The 14,662-nt window shown below is 59.7% G+C and carries 16 protein-coding genes and 1 riboswitch; of the genes, 8 read left to right on the forward strand and 8 right to left on the reverse strand.

Annotated elements, in window-relative coordinates; all coding sequences use genetic code 11:
* Window positions 1-58: 58 nt before the first annotated feature.
* Together SIC14_RS04795 and ribA are read right to left on the reverse strand one after the other, a co-directional pair.
* Window positions 59-553 carry a L,D-transpeptidase family protein gene (locus SIC14_RS04795; RefSeq protein ID WP_412564692.1) on the reverse strand — a complete coding sequence of 165 codons (495 nt, stop codon included), beginning with the start codon at window positions 551-553 and terminating at the stop codon, window positions 59-61.
* Window positions 550-1,641: a GTP cyclohydrolase II gene (gene ribA / locus SIC14_RS04800; RefSeq protein ID WP_412564693.1), complete on the reverse strand. Its 1,092-nt coding sequence runs from the start codon at window positions 1,639-1,641 to the stop codon at window positions 550-552. Before ribA ends, SIC14_RS04795 begins: the two co-directional genes overlap by 4 nt.
* A gap of 160 nt (window positions 1,642-1,801) precedes the next feature.
* Between ribA and SIC14_RS04805 the strand changes: the two genes are divergently transcribed.
* Window positions 1,802-2,488, forward strand: coding sequence for a response regulator transcription factor (locus SIC14_RS04805; RefSeq protein ID WP_412564694.1), 687 nt, complete (start codon window positions 1,802-1,804; stop codon window positions 2,486-2,488).
* A gap of 143 nt (window positions 2,489-2,631) precedes the next feature.
* On the opposite strand, the gene SIC14_RS04810 is transcribed toward SIC14_RS04805, so the two are convergent.
* Window positions 2,632-3,513 carry a LysR family transcriptional regulator gene (locus tag SIC14_RS04810; protein WP_412564695.1) on the reverse strand — a complete coding sequence of 294 codons (882 nt, stop codon included), beginning with the start codon at window positions 3,511-3,513 and terminating at the stop codon, window positions 2,632-2,634.
* Between the two features lie 136 nt (window positions 3,514-3,649).
* Here SIC14_RS04810 and SIC14_RS04815 point away from each other — a divergent pair, with 136 nt between their 5' ends.
* A complete protein-coding gene (locus SIC14_RS04815; protein WP_412564696.1) occupies window positions 3,650-4,213 on the forward strand; it encodes a hypothetical protein in 564 nt (187 codons plus the stop codon).
* A gap of 91 nt (window positions 4,214-4,304) precedes the next feature.
* On the opposite strand, the gene SIC14_RS04820 is transcribed toward SIC14_RS04815, so the two are convergent.
* On the reverse strand, window positions 4,305-4,967 hold the full coding sequence (locus SIC14_RS04820) for a hypothetical protein (RefSeq protein ID WP_412564697.1): 663 nt from the start codon (window positions 4,965-4,967) through the stop codon (window positions 4,305-4,307).
* Between the two features lie 256 nt (window positions 4,968-5,223).
* Here SIC14_RS04820 and SIC14_RS04825 point away from each other — a divergent pair, with 256 nt between their 5' ends.
* Window positions 5,224-6,132 (forward strand): MurR/RpiR family transcriptional regulator, encoded by a 909-nt coding sequence (locus SIC14_RS04825; RefSeq protein WP_412564698.1) that lies wholly within the window; start codon window positions 5,224-5,226, stop codon window positions 6,130-6,132.
* Between the two features lie 30 nt (window positions 6,133-6,162).
* Here SIC14_RS04825 and SIC14_RS04830 read toward each other — a convergent pair whose 3' ends face one another.
* Entirely contained in the window at window positions 6,163-7,269 is a 1,107-nt protein-coding gene (locus SIC14_RS04830) for a TauD/TfdA family dioxygenase (RefSeq protein WP_412564699.1), read from the reverse strand.
* A gap of 299 nt (window positions 7,270-7,568) precedes the next feature.
* On the opposite strand from SIC14_RS04830, the gene SIC14_RS04835 reads away from it, so the two are divergent.
* The 4 genes from SIC14_RS04835 to SIC14_RS04850 all read left to right on the forward strand — a co-directional run bounded on the left by SIC14_RS04835 (window position 7,569) and on the right by SIC14_RS04850 (window position 10,257).
* The gene (locus SIC14_RS04835) at window positions 7,569-8,357 is read left to right on the forward strand and encodes an exodeoxyribonuclease III (RefSeq protein ID WP_412564700.1); all 789 of its coding nucleotides are present in this window, start codon (window positions 7,569-7,571) and stop codon (window positions 8,355-8,357) included.
* 93 nt (window positions 8,358-8,450) lie between these two features.
* Window positions 8,451-9,377 (forward strand): tetratricopeptide repeat protein, encoded by a 927-nt coding sequence (locus tag SIC14_RS04840; RefSeq protein ID WP_412564701.1) that lies wholly within the window; start codon window positions 8,451-8,453, stop codon window positions 9,375-9,377.
* Between the two features lie 44 nt (window positions 9,378-9,421).
* Entirely contained in the window at window positions 9,422-10,078 is a 657-nt protein-coding gene (locus SIC14_RS04845; protein WP_412564702.1) for an LON peptidase substrate-binding domain-containing protein, read from the forward strand.
* Window positions 10,075-10,257 carry a Trm112 family protein gene (locus SIC14_RS04850; RefSeq protein ID WP_412564703.1) on the forward strand — a complete coding sequence of 61 codons (183 nt, stop codon included), beginning with the start codon at window positions 10,075-10,077 and terminating at the stop codon, window positions 10,255-10,257. The genes SIC14_RS04845 and SIC14_RS04850 overlap by 4 nt, the downstream gene beginning before the upstream one ends.
* Here the strand turns inward: SIC14_RS04850 and thiQ are convergent.
* From thiQ to thiB, 3 genes are read right to left on the reverse strand one after another with little or no spacing between them, the layout of a single operon-like run.
* Window positions 10,254-10,952 (reverse strand): thiamine ABC transporter ATP-binding protein, encoded by a 699-nt coding sequence (gene thiQ, locus SIC14_RS04855; protein ID WP_412564704.1) that lies wholly within the window; start codon window positions 10,950-10,952, stop codon window positions 10,254-10,256. The two genes, SIC14_RS04850 and thiQ, sit on opposite strands and share 4 nt — an antisense overlap.
* Window positions 10,939-12,480, reverse strand: coding sequence for a thiamine/thiamine pyrophosphate ABC transporter permease ThiP (locus SIC14_RS04860; RefSeq protein WP_412564705.1), 1,542 nt, complete (start codon window positions 12,478-12,480; stop codon window positions 10,939-10,941). Before SIC14_RS04860 ends, thiQ begins: the two co-directional genes overlap by 14 nt.
* Window positions 12,477-13,454 (reverse strand): thiamine ABC transporter substrate binding subunit, encoded by a 978-nt coding sequence (gene thiB, locus SIC14_RS04865; RefSeq protein ID WP_412564706.1) that lies wholly within the window; start codon window positions 13,452-13,454, stop codon window positions 12,477-12,479. The genes SIC14_RS04860 and thiB overlap by 4 nt, the downstream gene beginning before the upstream one ends.
* 49 nt (window positions 13,455-13,503) lie before the next feature.
* Window positions 13,504-13,607: riboswitch (TPP riboswitch) on the reverse strand.
* A 240-nt stretch (window positions 13,608-13,847) separates the two neighbouring features.
* On the opposite strand from thiB, the gene SIC14_RS04870 reads away from it, so the two are divergent.
* Entirely contained in the window at window positions 13,848-14,630 is a 783-nt protein-coding gene (locus SIC14_RS04870) for a hypothetical protein (RefSeq protein WP_412564707.1), read from the forward strand.
* Window positions 14,631-14,662: the final 32 nt, after the last annotated feature.

The following is a 14,662-nucleotide window of genomic DNA, read 5'->3' on the forward strand; positions in this document are numbered from 1 at the left end:
GGCTTTGCCCCTCGGGCCGATGGCCCTCACCCCAGGATATTTGGACCAAGAAGAAAGCTCAGCGCACAATCAGGCGGGTGCCCGGCTCGATCCGGCGGGACAGTTTCAGCAGATGATCGCGGCGAAAGGCGATGCAGCCTTCGGTCGGGTAATGTGGGCGGCGCCATTGGTGCAGGAAGATCGCGGAGCCTTTGCCCGCGGTGGCATCCGGGTAGTTCCAGTCAGTGATCCAGACGATGTCATAAAGGGGATCGGCACGGCGCAGGCGTTCGTGGCTATGGTCATAAGGCGCGCGGACGGGGTGGTTATAGTCTGGCTGCCCAGAGGCATCGGACCAGAGGTCATTGGGGCCAATCGGCCTGGACCAGCCATTGGGCGCGCAAAGCCTGTCAACGCGGTAGAGCATACCAACAATGTAGTGGATGCCCTTTGGAGTGGCGCCATCACCTTCGCGTTTGTGGGCAGACACCCCGCCTTTGCCAATGGAGCAGGGGTAGGTCTGGCCCTGAAAACGGACGCCGCGCGGGGTCAGGACCAGATCGAACGGGGTCACAGCAGGTGACCGGATTTCTTGGCTTTAGTGGCCAGATAGCCAGTGTTAAACCGGTTTTCGCCGACCTTTAGCGGCACGCGGTCCACCACTTCGATGTCGTTCTTTTCCATCATTGCAATTTTGCGCGGGTTGTTGGTCAACAGACGGACCTTGGAGAACCCCATCGACCGCAGCATCTTGGCGCCCAGTTTGAAGTCGCGTTCGTCATCTTCAAAGCCCAGACGGTGGTTGGCTTCCACTGTATCAAACCCCTGGTCCTGCAAAGAATAGGCCCGCATTTTGTTCGCCAACCCAATGCCGCGCCCTTCTTGGTTCAGGTAAAGCAGCACCCCCGCGGCCTCCTCGCCCATCTGCGCCAGTGCACCGCGCAGTTGCGGACCACAGTCACACTTCAGAGACCCCATCACATCACCAGTGAAGCATGCCGAATGCAGCCTCGCCAGGACCGGTTCATCCCGCGCTGGCGCGCCAACTTCAAAAGCGTAGTGTTCCTCACCGCCATCTTCGGGGCGGTAAATATGCAGGCGGCCGGCTTCGCTAGCTTCCACCGGCAGGCGGGCGGAGACAACAGGATGCGGCTGTGGTGATTGCAACAACAGGGGACCTGCCAGATCGGCCGGTACGGTGGTCAGCATATTGGCGGCAGCAAACCCAGTAGAATTCGGGATATCCAACATCAGGGCGGAGGGCAGCAAGCGGGCTGATTTGGCCAACGCAATGGCCACGCGGTGCAGATCGGCCCCGCCTTCACGAAGGGTTTTTAGCGGCCCCTTCATCGGGTTCGACATATCGTCCGCCGGGTCGGCAATGGCGCGCAGCCAATCACAGGGCACCCCTTCGGGCACCGCGATGCGGGCGATATCGCCATCATAGACCCGGGCCTTTAAGGTCTCGGCTCGACGCGCGGTGATTGCCAGCACCGGCTGTCCACCAAGTGCACGCAGATCCGCAAGGCGCTGTGCCTCCACCGTTTCAACCGCCATCATCAGGGCCCCCTGGCCATTGGATGTCAGCACCACCGGTACCCCCATGCGCAGATCGGCACGGGCGCGGGCGATGATTTCGGTCACGTCTGGGGCAAATGACATTGGCGGATCTTTCCTTGCTCGGGCTCCTCATGTAGCGCTTTTGGAAACAGATTGAAACAATTGCGCTGCCCAGAACACGACCGCGTGAGACGATTGCAGCAAATCTTGTCCTGCGCGTGATACGTGCGCATCTCTAGGCCAAGCAAACGGAGGAGCCCCAATGGCACAGCTGAAAAAGATCCTGCTTGTCGATGATGACGACGACCTGCGCGAAGCGCTGAGCGAGCAGCTGGTCATGACCGAAGACTTTGACGTCTTTGAGGGCGACAGCGGGGCCTCTGCCATGGTGAAGGTGAAAGAGGGTCTTTATGACCTGATCATCTTGGATGTCGGATTGCCTGACACCGACGGAAGAGAGCTGTGCAAGCTGATGCGCAAGCAGGGTGTCAAAAGTCCGATCCTGATGTTGACGGGCCATGACAGCGACGCGGACACCATTCTGGGTCTGGACGCGGGTGCCAATGACTATGTCACCAAACCCTTCCGTTTTCCGGTTCTGCTGGCCCGCATTCGCGCCCAGCTGCGCCAGCATGAACAGAGCGAGGACGCTGTGTTCCAACTGGGGCCGTATTCATTCCGTCCAGCGATGAAGCTTCTGGTCACGGAGGACGAACGCAAGATTCGCCTGACCGAGAAAGAGACCAATATTCTGAAATTCCTCTACCGCTCGTCCGAGGGTGTGGTGCCACGTGATGTGCTGCTGCATGAGGTCTGGGGGTACAATGCCGGGGTTACGACACATACTTTAGAGACTCATATCTATCGTTTGCGTCAAAAGATAGAGCCCGACCCTTCTAATGCGCGTCTTCTCATAACCGAATCTGGCGGGTATAAATTAGTGGCGTAAAGTTTTCAGGATCGCTGGCAACTCCTCCCTCCCTGCCCCTGATCCGAACACCGTCGCATAAGCGGTTAATCTTATGCACCTCCCTGTTGGACTTACCCGGGCCTCGGCCCGGGTGTTTTTTTGCTGCAGTTTTGGCAACGGCCTCAGACAGGAGTTCCGGTGATCCGCGGGGCTTGTTTCAGGATCTCATCCACCAGAAAGCGCATGAAGGTTTTGATCCGCGCCGAGTTGCGCAGATCCGGGTGGGTCAGGGCCCAAAGTGGCCGCTTGGCGACGGGGCCAGTTCCAGGCACCCGCTCCAACCCCTCCTGCTGATCAGCGTAATAGCAGGGCTGAATGGCCATCCCCATCCCCGCAGCAGCGGCTTGGCCCAGCGCAATCAATTCGCCGATCTCATGGCGCAGTTTTGCACGTGGAAACGGTGAGGATTTAGTCCACTCAGCCCCACCGCCAAACCCCAGCCACTCGGCATTGGTTTCCTCCCCTTCAAACCAATGTTGTTCGATATATTCTGGGGAGGCGTAAACATATTCGGTGAAGTCCGGCAGGCGGCGCCCCACAAGGTTTTCATCCGGTGCGCTTTGCACCCTGAGGGCCACGTCGACGCGCCCGCGCATCAGATCCTCAAACGAATAGCTGCTAGTCACCTCAATATCGACTCCGGGATAGCTGCGGGTGAAATCAGCAATGATTGGCATCAGCATCATCTGTGACAACAACGGCGGGCAGGTCACCCGTATTTTGCCGGTCAGTGTACTGTCGAGGCTGACAGCAGACCGTTGCAGGTCCAGAACATTCGCCTCAACCTGCTCTGCCTTGGCGAGGATCTGTTTGGCCATATTCGTCGGCAACAGCCCATCGCGGGAGCGGGTGAACAAAACCGCCCCAAGGCTGGTTTCCAGTTCGGTCAGATGGCGCGAAACGGTGGAATGGCTCATCACCAGCTCCTCTCCCGCGCGGCGTACTGTTCCACCACGATAAAGCGCCAGAAAGATTCGGATGTCGTTCCAGTCAAGGTCAGTCATGGCGCGGTGCCTCTGGTGTTCCAGCAATTCTATCGGTTCATTTTTGCACCACATACCCCCAATCTCTTCAATTTTCAACCAAGGACGCATCGCTTACATCTGGGTCAACGGAAAACAGCACACACTGGAGCGAACAATGACCGTAGAGATGAAACTGAGCGCAGATCGTCGTCTGGAATGGGCCGCAGGCAAAGTGGCCGAAGACAAAATGGCCTGGATGTATGGTCCCTACTTTGCCGCAATGGGCCCGGTCATGGCAGAACATGGCAACGAAACCGCGGCTGGCTTTGTGGTGGTGGATGCCAGCGGCACCGGCGTAAAGCCCGCCAGCGGCGTATTCTCCAGCTGGCCCAGCGCCGAAGCCCACGCAGGCTTCCATACCGACCCCCGCTTTCTGGAGGTTGTCGAAGAACGTGACGCCAGCTTTGAGATGTTCACGGGCGGCCATTTTGTCGATGCACATGACGAGGTATTGGTGCTCAACACCGATCACGACTACGCGCTGGTGATTGCCGCAACCCAGTCCTTGCCGCAGCCGCCGATCATCGATCTGAAAGTCTCTGACGACAACAAACGGACCAACCACCAGGGCAAATCCCTGGCGCTCTATCCCTGGACGGATGCCGCAGAAGAGCTGCGTGTAGCCCCTGGTGACGGGGCCGAGGTCTACCGGATCCGCTTCAATCCGGCGGCCCGCTAAAGGCCCCGCACCGCAGCGCAGATCAGGCAGCTGCTGCACCAACAACTCAGGCCTCGGCCAGCGGTGCTAATGCGCTGCTGGCCCAAGCGCCTCAGCTGGACTTGCAAGGTTCGGTTGGGGCGTTTTCTGCATTGTGTGCCTGCCAGTTTTCTTGGCTGCACTCGCACCCAAAGCCCACCTCCAAGCCGTACACATGTGCGCCGCAGCTGCAGACAGGTTCCCCCATCAGAACCGCTTGTGACCGACGCAGCCGCGCGCGCCGGGATTTGTGATCCTCTTCACTGGCGCTGGACTGTGTTACAGGCTGTTTGGGAGCGGTTTTGGGTTCGGGTGCCGCCGCTTCAACCACCCGTGCCCGTTTCGCCAGATCGCCCGCCAGCCCCACGATCTGCGTCAGACTGGTTGCCCGATCAACCACCGACACATCGACATGCGGCAGGTTGCCCAAGACGGACACATACAGCTTGCCTACATCCTGGCACATCTTGCAGGGCGCAATCAGAACCACCTGCAACGATCGGTTGCCGGGCGTCAGCGCCTGTGCCAGGGCCTGCAAGGCCAGGATTCCGCGCTGCATGGAAATGGCAAAGCTCGCCATCTCTGAAAAATCAAGCAACAGCACCTGCGGCAACTCCCGCAACGGGGTGCCCCGCAACCCTAGAGCCGCCTCAATGATGTCGCTTTCGCAGTGGCTTTCGCGCACCTGCCAATGGGCCAAGCCCACGCTTGGCAAATTTGTTTGGATAATCGGCATGACACCCTCCCGTGCACCTGTTCACCCAGTTGTTTCCCCACTTAGAACGTCCGCCGCCCGGTCCTCCCTTGGGCCAGTGCGGCAGCACCAACTAGGGAATGACAACGGGCGGCAGCGCTATGAAAGCGCTGCAGCACAATCGGTAGAAGATGTGAGGCCAATCGATGCACATGAGGTGTCTGAACCATCCGAATCACGTTGATTGACCTAGCGTAACCCAAAGTCTCGTTTTTTGACTTCTGCTATTTCGGAACACATGTTCTTTTTTATGGTCGACCCGACACTCCGAGAGAACCTGAAGAAGAAGCTCCGTAGCCAGCTCAACCGTTATCCCAAACGGATCCAGGCAGCAGCAACGTATATTATTGAAAACGAAGTGGATTTTGGCCTCGACCCGATCAGGGTGAGCGCCGAGAAGGCCAATGTCAGCGCCGGAACATTTGTTCGTTTGGCTGAAATTCTAGGGTTCGAGCAGTTTTCCGACCTGCGCAGCCCATTTCGCAATGCCATTGCCTCTACCTATCTGGCCGGCCTTTCTGAAGAGGATCCCCAAACGCAGGAAGGCTCTGACGCCAGCCGTACCACCGCGGAAGTCATTCGAAATGAATTGAGTGTTGTCGGCAGATCCCTGCAATTGCTGGGACCGGACAAAGCGCTGCGTATCGCCGAAGCGCTGCGGTCCGCAGAGCGTGTTTTTGTCACGGCAACTCGGGCCAGCTATGCGCTGGCCTACTACTTTGACTATGTCGGCCGCATGGCCCTGCCCCAGCTGTCGCTCGTGCCGCGCCACATGGGCAGCCCGATGGATGACCTGATGGACATTGGGCCGGGCGATTTGTTGTTTGCCATCACCTTCCCACCAAACAGTGCCGACACCATCAATGCGCTGCGCTTTGCACAGGAACATCGGGCCACAGTTGTGTTGCTCAGTGATGGGGAACTGAATGTCGCCAATATCAACCCCGACTTCATGATCCGAGTGTCCTCACACTCGACCCACCAATTCGGGTGTTACGCCGGAGGATTTGCTGTGATCGAAGCACTGGTGGCCGCGCTTTACCGCACCGGTGGCACTGAGGTCAGCCAACGTGTGAACGATTATCAAGCGCTGCGGGAAGAATACGGTGCTTTCTGGCACAAGAAGACGCCGAAGATCCGAAGGTAGACGGAGGCCAGATGGCCTCCGCCAGTGGCCTTAACGCGACAGCACGCGCAGGCGGCTTTCAAATTCCCCACGGTCGACATAGCAGCCCCGCAGATGACGACGGCCGGTGTTGGGATCAAAGGCCTCGCGCCCATGCAGAACGCGACGATTATCAAACACCACCATCTCCCCAGCTTGCAGCTTGAACGTCACCAAATAGGCCGGATCGCGGCTCATCTGCATGAAGGTGCGATAGGCGGCGTAGTAGCGCGGCATCAAATCAGGATCGATGTCGAGGATGCTGGCGATATGAGCGTTGAAACAGATCTCTTTCAACGCGCCGTCCTCATCCAAGGTGATCACCTGCTTGCGCGACCGGATGTCATAGTCGTCATCTTGAAACCGGAACGGCACTGTGACGGTGGAAAGCAACTCAAACGCTTCAGGGTCCGCGACACGCAGATCCTCGGCCACGGCAAAACCGTCACTGAACAGCGACCCGCCCCCTGTCGCCTCATTGGCCAGGCAATGCAGGAACTGGAACCCCGGCGGCAGTTCCTGGTTGGTGAGGTCGGTATGCAGCGGCAGAGCGATCGGCGTATAGGCCAGGTTGTTGGGGTTCGGTTTGGACTTGACCTCAAAGGTGACGCCAAAGTTGGTTTCACGCAGGAACCCGATGCGCTTGGCCACGTCAATGCCCGCCTCCGGTTCATCCGGCAGCCCGTCGATCACCGACAGGCCGCTGCGCTGGGTCGCCAACAGCCAGTCCCGCAGCGCCGCATCCGAGGCCAGAACATCCGCCGCATGCAGCCGCGGCACCGCATCCGCCACCATATCAGCGCGCCACGGTCTCACACCCGATTTGGCCGGATCCGCCATCCGGTGGCCGGGGCGATGCCCAGCCAACCAGCCAAGATCATAGCGGGTGGTCACGGCATCTTGCCAAGTCAGGGACAGCGCGCCGTTATCCACCGTGGCCTGCGTCACCTGAATGTCCAGAGGAATGGCGCTGAGGTCGGCCACACGTTCCTTGGTATCGGGATGAAATCCAGCCGGATCATTGTCGCGCAGCCAGAGGAAAGGGAAGGTGCCTGTGGCACCATCATCAAAGGTCAGTTGCACCACGCCCGTATCGGCGCAGAGATGTGCGTTGGTCATGGGGTTCTCCATGAAAGGTGTTGAATTTGGGGGAAAAACGCCCGTTCAGGCGGCACGCACCGCGGGCGGTGGCCACCAGTCATGAACCTTTTTGTAGGGGTGCCCCGATTGGCGCCCAACCACAACTGGCATCTGACTTCCTTTCATGGTCTTGCCGGAAAACGGTGATCGCAATCGCCCGTGTTTGGCAAGAAAAATCTGCATCTGTGAGGCAAGAATTGATTGCCGGGTCAGAAGGGGTGTTCACGGCTTGTTCACCATGTTACCCCTGTTGCAAACGCGAACCTCGGAGCAGCCCCATGTCCTTCACCCTTGCCACCTGGAACATCAACTCGGTCCGCCTGCGTGAACCGATTGTCTGCAAGCTGATGGCAGAAGAAGGCCCCGATGTGCTGTGCCTGCAGGAGTGTAAGAGCCCGGTTGAGAAGATCCCGATGGAGGCCTTCAAAGAGCTGGGCTACCACCACATGGTAGCGCGCGGCCAGAAGGGCTACAACGGCGTGGCGATCCTGTCAAAACTGCCAATCGAAGAAGCCGGCAGCGAAGATTTCGCCAGCCTCGGCCATGCCCGCCACATCGCGGGACGGCTGGAAAACGGCGTGACGATCCACAATTTCTACGTCCCTGCGGGCGGTGACAAACCGGACCGCGAGATCAATGAGAAGTTTGGCCAGAAGCTCGACTACCTGACGGAGATGCGCGACTGGTTTGCCAAGGACGCCCCGGAGAAATCCATTCTGGTCGGCGATCTGAACATCGCGCCGCGTGAAGATGACGTCTGGGATCACAAAAAGCTGCTGAAAATCGTCAGCCACACGCCGATTGAGGTCGATCACCTGCATGACGTGATGGAGGCTGGCAAATGGGTTGATGTGACCCGTCAGGACATTCCCGAAGGCCTGCTTTATAGCTGGTGGTCCTACCGCGCCCGCGACTGGGACGCCGCCGACAAAGGCCGCCGTCTGGATCACGTCTGGGCCACGCCCGACATTTCAAACGCCGGTCACGGCAGCCGCGTCTTGCGCGACGCACGCGGCTGGGAAAAACCCTCAGACCATGCGCCGGTCTTTGCGACGTTTGATTTGTAAGGCCTACAAACCTTTCAGAACGCATTTGCCCCTTTGAATTCGTGGCGTTGCCCCTCATATAGGGGGCAACACGAATTTAGCCGGGATAGCACCATGCTGGAACTTGGACAAAACGCGGCCCCTGCGGCTGATCTGATCAAAGACGTGACCGAAGCCAACTTCATGGCGGATGTGGTGGATGCCTCCAATGAGGTGCCGGTGATCGTCGATTTCTGGGCGCCCTGGTGTGGCCCCTGCAAAACCCTTGGCCCGATGTTGGAAGACATTGTGACCAAAGCCAAAGGCGCGGTCAAAATGGTCAAGATCGATGTGGATCAGAACCAGCAGCTGGCCGCAGCATTGGCGCAGCAAGGCCTGCCACTGCAGTCGATCCCCACCGTTGTGGCCTTTGTCAAAGGCCGTCCGGTCGACATGTTCCAGGGGGCTTTGCCCGCCTCGGAAATCGAAGCCTTTGTGAATAAGGCCATTGAAGCCGGGGGCGGTGACGCCAGCGGCGGACTGGGCGACGCATTGGCCGCCGCCGAAGAAATGCTGGCAGAGGGCGCGATTGAAGACGCTGCCCAGACCTTTGCGGCCATCATCGAAGAAGATCAGGCCAACGCTGCCGCCTATGCCGGTCTGGCCCGTTGCCAGATTGCAGGGGGTGCATTGGATCAGGCCGAGGCCGTGCTGAACGGTGTGCCCGCCGAGATTTCCGGCGCCGCTCCGATTGAGGCTGCCTTTGCCCAGCTGGAACTGGCCCGTCAGGCCGCAAACTCCGGCCCGCTGGATGAGCTAAAGGCCGCCTTGGCCGCGGATGAGAACAACCATCAGGCCCGTTTCGATCTGGCCGGCGCGCTGCATGCCGCTGGGGAGGTTGAAGAGGCCGTGACCCAATTGCTGGAGCTGTTCAAACGCGACCGCGAGTGGAACGACGGCGCCGCCAAACAGCAGCTTTTCACGATCTTTGACGCGTTGGCCGCCAATGATCCAATCGTGCTGAACGGCCGTCGCAAATTGAGCTCGATGATTTTTGCCTGACTTGGGCAATTGCCAGACCGGATGCGCGGCCTAGATTTGTTCGCATGACACCCAAGGTCGCGCTTCCAGACACCATTCCGGTGTTCCCCCTTCCCGGCGCTTTGCTGCTGCCCCGGGCGCGTTTGCCGCTGCATATTTTCGAGCCGCGTTATCTGGCGATGTTGGAGGATTGCCTGAAGACGCCCTCGCGCCTCATTGGCATGGTACAGCCCTGTGCGGGCCCAACCGCTGGGCCAGGCTGTGATGACAATCACCTGCATCAGATCGGCTGCGCTGGCCGCGTCACCCAGTTCTCGGAAACCGAGGATGGGCGCTACATGATCACCCTCACCGGCATCTCCCGGTTCCGCATTCGTGGCGAGCTGCAGGGTTTCAGCCCTTACCGCCGCTGCGAGGTGCGGTGGGATGGGTTTGAAAAAGACACCGGCCCCGAGGAACACGACCCCCATTTTGACCGCAAAACCTTCATGGGGTTGCTGGAACGGTTCTTTATTCTGAAGGGACTGGATACGGATTGGGACAGCCTGGGGGATACCGATGACGAGTTGATGATCAACTCGCTGGCGATGATCCTTGATTTTGCACCCGAGGATAAACAGGCTCTGTTAGAGGCGCCGTGCCTGTCCACACGACGGGAAACGCTTGTCACCCTGATCGAATTTGCGCTACGCGGGGGCAAAGATGAGGAAATCCTGCAATGAGCGACACCCACAGTTTTGACCGCCGTATGCTAGAGGCGCTGATTTGTCCTGTGACACAGGGCCGGTTGGACTATGACGCCAACACGCAGGAGCTGATCTCGCAAGCGGCCAATCTGGCTTTCCCGATCCGCAATGGCATTCCGATCATGCTGGTCGATGAAGCGCGCAAACTGGACTAAGCACCGCCTAGGTAGTCACGCAAAGCTTGCGGCGGGTTGGCAAACAGCTGCGCCGTTTCCATCGGTGCGGTGACGGTGCCTTCGGCGACAACCGAAACATGGCTGGCAATGGCGCGGGCATCCTCGGGTTGGTGGCTGACCATGATGAGGGTTGCGCCGGTCTCTGCCAGCACCTGATCCACCAGTTCCAGCATCTCAGCCTTCAGCGCAGGCCCCAGCGCGGCGAAGGGTTCATCCAGCAAAACCAGTGGTCGCTTCTGCACCAAGACACGGGCCAGTGCGGCGCGGCTTTGTTGCCCGCCTGACAAAGTTGCCGGTTTGCGATGCCCCAGTCCAGACAGGCCGACGTGCGCCAAAGCGGCCTCAACCTGCTGCTGCTCTGCGCCGGTCAATTTCAGGTTCGGACGTATTCCCAGACCGACGTTTTGCGCAATCGAGAGATGCGGGAAATGATTGTTGTCCTGAAACAGGATCGATACTGGACGCGCCCCCGGTGCCAGTCTCGTCAGATCCACCCCGTCCCAGATTACCCGACCTCCGCTTGGCACCAGAAACCCCGAAATCAGGTTCAACAGGGTCGATTTTCCCGCACCCGACGGCCCGATCAGGGCCAGCTTGCTGCCGGTCTCCACGCTCAGATCTGCGGCGAGGGCAAAGCCCTCTTGTTGCAGCGTCAGTTGATCAAGCCTCAACATGGCCGCGGCCTCCTCGGTCGAAAATCCAGAACAGGGCGAGGCTGCTGACCAGCAAGAGCAGACCAGCGCCCGCCGCTGCCTCCATCCGGTAAGACCCCATCAGACGATACATCTGCAAGGGCAATGTGGCGCGGTTGGGGTCAGCAAACAGGGCAATCACCCCCAGATCCCCCATCGACAGCGCCGCCGTCAGCCCCGCCGCAAAGCCTAGGGGCCGCCGCGCCCGTGGCAGCAACAGGAACCGCAGCCGCGCCCAGCCGGTCAGACCCAAGGCATCCGCCAGACGGCCAAAACCCACTTCGCTTTGCTTTAGGGCGGGGACCAGCACCCGCAAGGCAAAGGGCAGCGCCATCAGCGCGTTGACAAAAGCGGTCACCACAAAGGCCAGCTTCATCGGGTTGGCAAAGGGGTGGATCATCAGAAACAGGCCGGTGCCCAGCACCAAGGGCGAACTGACAATGCCGATCAGCCCCACCATTTCCAACCGGGGATGCCGGATGGCGGCCAGACCGATGGGCAAAGCCAGCGCCAGCGTCACAAAGGTCGAAGCCAGCGCCATCATCAGCGAGACCTGCAAAGCCGCCCAGACCTGTGGTGGCAATTGGCCAAGCCCCATCCCCCCTTCGATCGCCACCATCGCGATTGGCAGGATCAGAAACAACGTGGCAAGGCCCAACGCCGTGACGTCCAGCGCTTTGGTCAGCGGCGTGGTGTCCCAGCGTTGCACCACACGGTCCAGCCCCGAACCCATCGCCTGACCGGCGTCATGGCGCAGGGCCACAACCGCCACCAGCCCCACCATCACCGTCTGCACCAATGCCAGCATCGCAGCACGGGCAAGGTCAAAGTCGAACCGAAAGGCCTGGTAAATCGCCAGTTCAATGGTGGTGGCCTTCGGCCCGCCCCCTAAAACCAGCACCACGGCAAAACTGCTGAGGCAAAGCGCAAAGATCACCAACCACGCCCCCGGCAAAGCCCGCGCCAACATCGGCGCCTCCAGCACTCGGAAACTCTGCCAGCCGGTCAGGTTGACCGAGGCCGCAAGGCGGAAACGCTCGGCTGGAATATCCTGCCAGGCCTGCAACAGGATGCGGGTGGCCAGCGGCAGATTGAAGAACACATGGGCCAGCACCACACCATGCAGCCCGTAGATCTGCACCGGCGGCAGGTTCACCAGCGCCAGCAGATCCGACAGCAGGCCAGACCGGCCAAAGACCGCCAGCAGCCCCATCACCGCCACGATCACCGGCAGGATGAAGGGCGCGCCCAGCAGGGTGATGAGCAATCCGCGCCCCCGAAACCGCCGTCGCGCCAGAGCGCGGGACACTGGGATCGCCAACAGGGTTGAGAAGCTGGCCGAAAGCACCGCCTGAAAGACGGAGAACCTAAGCGCCGCCCAATCGGCTGCGCCCAAAGAGAGGGAGGCAAACCCTGCCTCCCCCGCGCGGAGAAACACCGCGATCAGCGGCCCGATGAGACAAAGCAGGACTAGGCCTGCTGCGCCGATACCGGGCCAGCTGCGGATCATTTGCTGAGCGCCTCAAGCCACTCGGCCAGCGCCACATCGCGCACCGGTTGGGCCTCAGCCGCTGGCAAGATCAGAGATTTTTCCGGCTGGATCAGAGTCTCAAACCCTTCGGGCAGACCAGCGGCCGGCACCACAGCGGGATACATCCAGTTGGTGGTCGGGATGATCGACTGGAAAGCATCGCTGACCATAAAGGACAGGAATTTGTCCGCCAGTTCCTGCTGATCGGAGGAGGCGATTTTGCCAGCCACTTCGATCTGCATGTAGTGACCTTCGGCAAAGGCAGCCGCGGATTTGCTGGCGTCTTCCTCGGCGATCAGATGATAGGCGGGCGAGGTAGTATAGGACAGCACCATGTCCGCTTCGCCTTCCAGGAACAGGCCGTAGGCTTCGGACCAGCCTTTGGTGACGGTCACGATATTGTCCGCCAGACCGGCCCAGATCGCAGGCGCTTCGTCGCCGTAAGCGGCTTTCACCCACATCAGCAGGCCCAGACCGGGGGTCGAGGAACGGGGATCCTGAATGACAATTTTCAGGTCACTGTCCGCCAGCGCTTTGAAATCCGCCGGGCCGTCGAGATCTGCGTTTTGGACAAAGGCAAAGTAGCCCCAGTCGTAGGGCACGAAGGTGCTGTCGGCCCAGTCGATCGGCAGGTCATAGTCCGCCTCAACCTCATGTTCGGTGAACAGGCCGGTCTCCAGCGCCGCAGCGGTCAGGTTGGAGTCCAGACCCAGCACGATGTCGGCCTCGGAACGGGCGCCTTCCAACTTCAAACGGCCCAGAAGCGCGGCCCCGTCGCCAGCGCCAACCAGCTGCAGATCACAGCCGCAGGTCTCTTCGAACGCTTTCTCAACCGCCGGGCCGGGGCCCCAATCGGAAACAAAGCTGTCATAGGTGTAAACAGTGAGGACAGGTGTGTCGGCCACAGCGGCGGTGGCGGCAAACAGTCCCGTGGCAAGTGCGAGATACTTCATCGGTATCACTCCATTCTGCGACGGGCGGAGTGTGGGGGTGGAGTGATTTCTCACGGGTCCAAGCCTTCCCTCCGCCGGTCTTAACCGGATCAGGTTCTACGGGTCCGCGATATGCGTCTCAGCCTTACAGGTAAGGCACCCCGAGGTGAGGGCGAACCTAGTGCGCCAGCCCCGCAATGACAATGTGCAATTCTTGCAGGTCAAAAGGCCTGAAATGGCACAGCTGCACTGTATCAATACGGTGAAGGAAGGTGCAAATGAGACACAATTAGTTAAGTTTTTTCAATTCCTTAAACGATGTACTCAACTGCCGTTTCCTCTGGAGGGCGAGGACGTTAAAGAACCCGCCGAATGTGCTCCACACATCACAAGAACCAGAAGAACGAGACAATAATGACTTTGAAGACCTTGGCCCTGACCACCGGGCTGGCGCTGGCAGCAAGCTCTGCCACCGCGGTTGAACTGTCCAGCCTGGCGCTGGACTACACCAAAATTAACGCAGACCAATCCTATGACGGTGTCGGCGAAAGCCTCATCGGCGGCGAGGCCGTGCTGAGCTTTGGCCCGTCTTTCACGCTGAACATCAATGGTGCCGCTAGCATCGTTGAGGATGGCACCGGCGACACGCGCTTTGGCATCGAGGGGCGGTTTGCCCTTGGCGAGGGCAAGTTTGTGGGTGTTTACCGCGAGGTGAATGATCTTGCCGGTGCAGGCGGCATGGTTCGCAAGGTGAACACCTACGGGCTGTCCGGTGGCATTGCCTCAGGTGATTGGTCGCTGGAAGGCTTCTTTGGCAAAAACGAAGTCACCCCGCTGGGCGCCCCTGCGGATCAAACCGCTGTGGGGATAGATCTGGGCTTTCAGGCGACCGAAAAACTGAACCTGGGCCTGTTCTTCACACAGGAGTTCAGTGATTTCGAAGACAACATGGTCTACGGCGTGACCGCCGGTTACCAGATCGGCGGCGCGGGCAGCACCCGTCCGGTCTACATCCTGGGGTCTTTCAGCCGCTACACCGGTGATTTTGATGAGTTCGATACAGTTTCGCTGACCCTGTCGGTGCCGCTGTCGGGCGAGGTGGCGAACAAGGGCCGCCGCAGCTTCAACAAACACACCATCGCGATCAACGCGATTTCGATGATGCCGGACTTCGGCGCCTGTATCCCGGGCTGCTAAACCCACCGGCAAGCTTATGGCGCCCGCCAAGC

The sequence above is a fragment of the Thalassobius sp. MITS945101 genome, assembly GCF_047123305.1.
GTDB lineage: Bacteria > Pseudomonadota > Alphaproteobacteria > Rhodobacterales > Rhodobacteraceae > Thalassobius.

Bases quoted from the DNA above. Each gene is read 5' to 3' on its own strand.
- SIC14_RS04805 (WP_412564694.1), top strand. From the start codon at position 1,802: ATGGCACAGCTGAAAAAGATCCTGCTTGTCGATGATGACGACGACCTG.
- ribA (WP_412564693.1), bottom strand. From the start codon at position 1,641: ATGTCATTTGCCCCAGACGTGACCGAAATCATCGCCCGCGCCCGTGCC.
- thiB (WP_412564706.1), bottom strand. From the start codon at position 13,454: ATGAAGTATCTCGCACTTGCCACGGGACTGTTTGCCGCCACCGCCGCT.
- SIC14_RS04860 (WP_412564705.1), bottom strand. From the start codon at position 12,480: ATGATCCGCAGCTGGCCCGGTATCGGCGCAGCAGGCCTAGTCCTGCTT.
- thiQ (WP_412564704.1), bottom strand. From the start codon at position 10,952: ATGTTGAGGCTTGATCAACTGACGCTGCAACAAGAGGGCTTTGCCCTC.
- SIC14_RS04870 (WP_412564707.1), top strand. From the start codon at position 13,848: ATGACTTTGAAGACCTTGGCCCTGACCACCGGGCTGGCGCTGGCAGCA.
- SIC14_RS04840 (WP_412564701.1), top strand. From the start codon at position 8,451: ATGCTGGAACTTGGACAAAACGCGGCCCCTGCGGCTGATCTGATCAAA.
- SIC14_RS04815 (WP_412564696.1), top strand. From the start codon at position 3,650: ATGACCGTAGAGATGAAACTGAGCGCAGATCGTCGTCTGGAATGGGCC.
- SIC14_RS04835 (WP_412564700.1), top strand. From the start codon at position 7,569: ATGTCCTTCACCCTTGCCACCTGGAACATCAACTCGGTCCGCCTGCGT.
- SIC14_RS04825 (WP_412564698.1), top strand. From the start codon at position 5,224: ATGTTCTTTTTTATGGTCGACCCGACACTCCGAGAGAACCTGAAGAAG.
- SIC14_RS04845 (WP_412564702.1), top strand. From the start codon at position 9,422: ATGACACCCAAGGTCGCGCTTCCAGACACCATTCCGGTGTTCCCCCTT.
- SIC14_RS04850 (WP_412564703.1), top strand. From the start codon at position 10,075: ATGAGCGACACCCACAGTTTTGACCGCCGTATGCTAGAGGCGCTGATT.
- SIC14_RS04810 (WP_412564695.1), bottom strand. From the start codon at position 3,513: ATGACTGACCTTGACTGGAACGACATCCGAATCTTTCTGGCGCTTTAT.
- SIC14_RS04830 (WP_412564699.1), bottom strand. From the start codon at position 7,269: ATGACCAACGCACATCTCTGCGCCGATACGGGCGTGGTGCAACTGACC.
- SIC14_RS04820 (WP_412564697.1), bottom strand. From the start codon at position 4,967: ATGCCGATTATCCAAACAAATTTGCCAAGCGTGGGCTTGGCCCATTGG.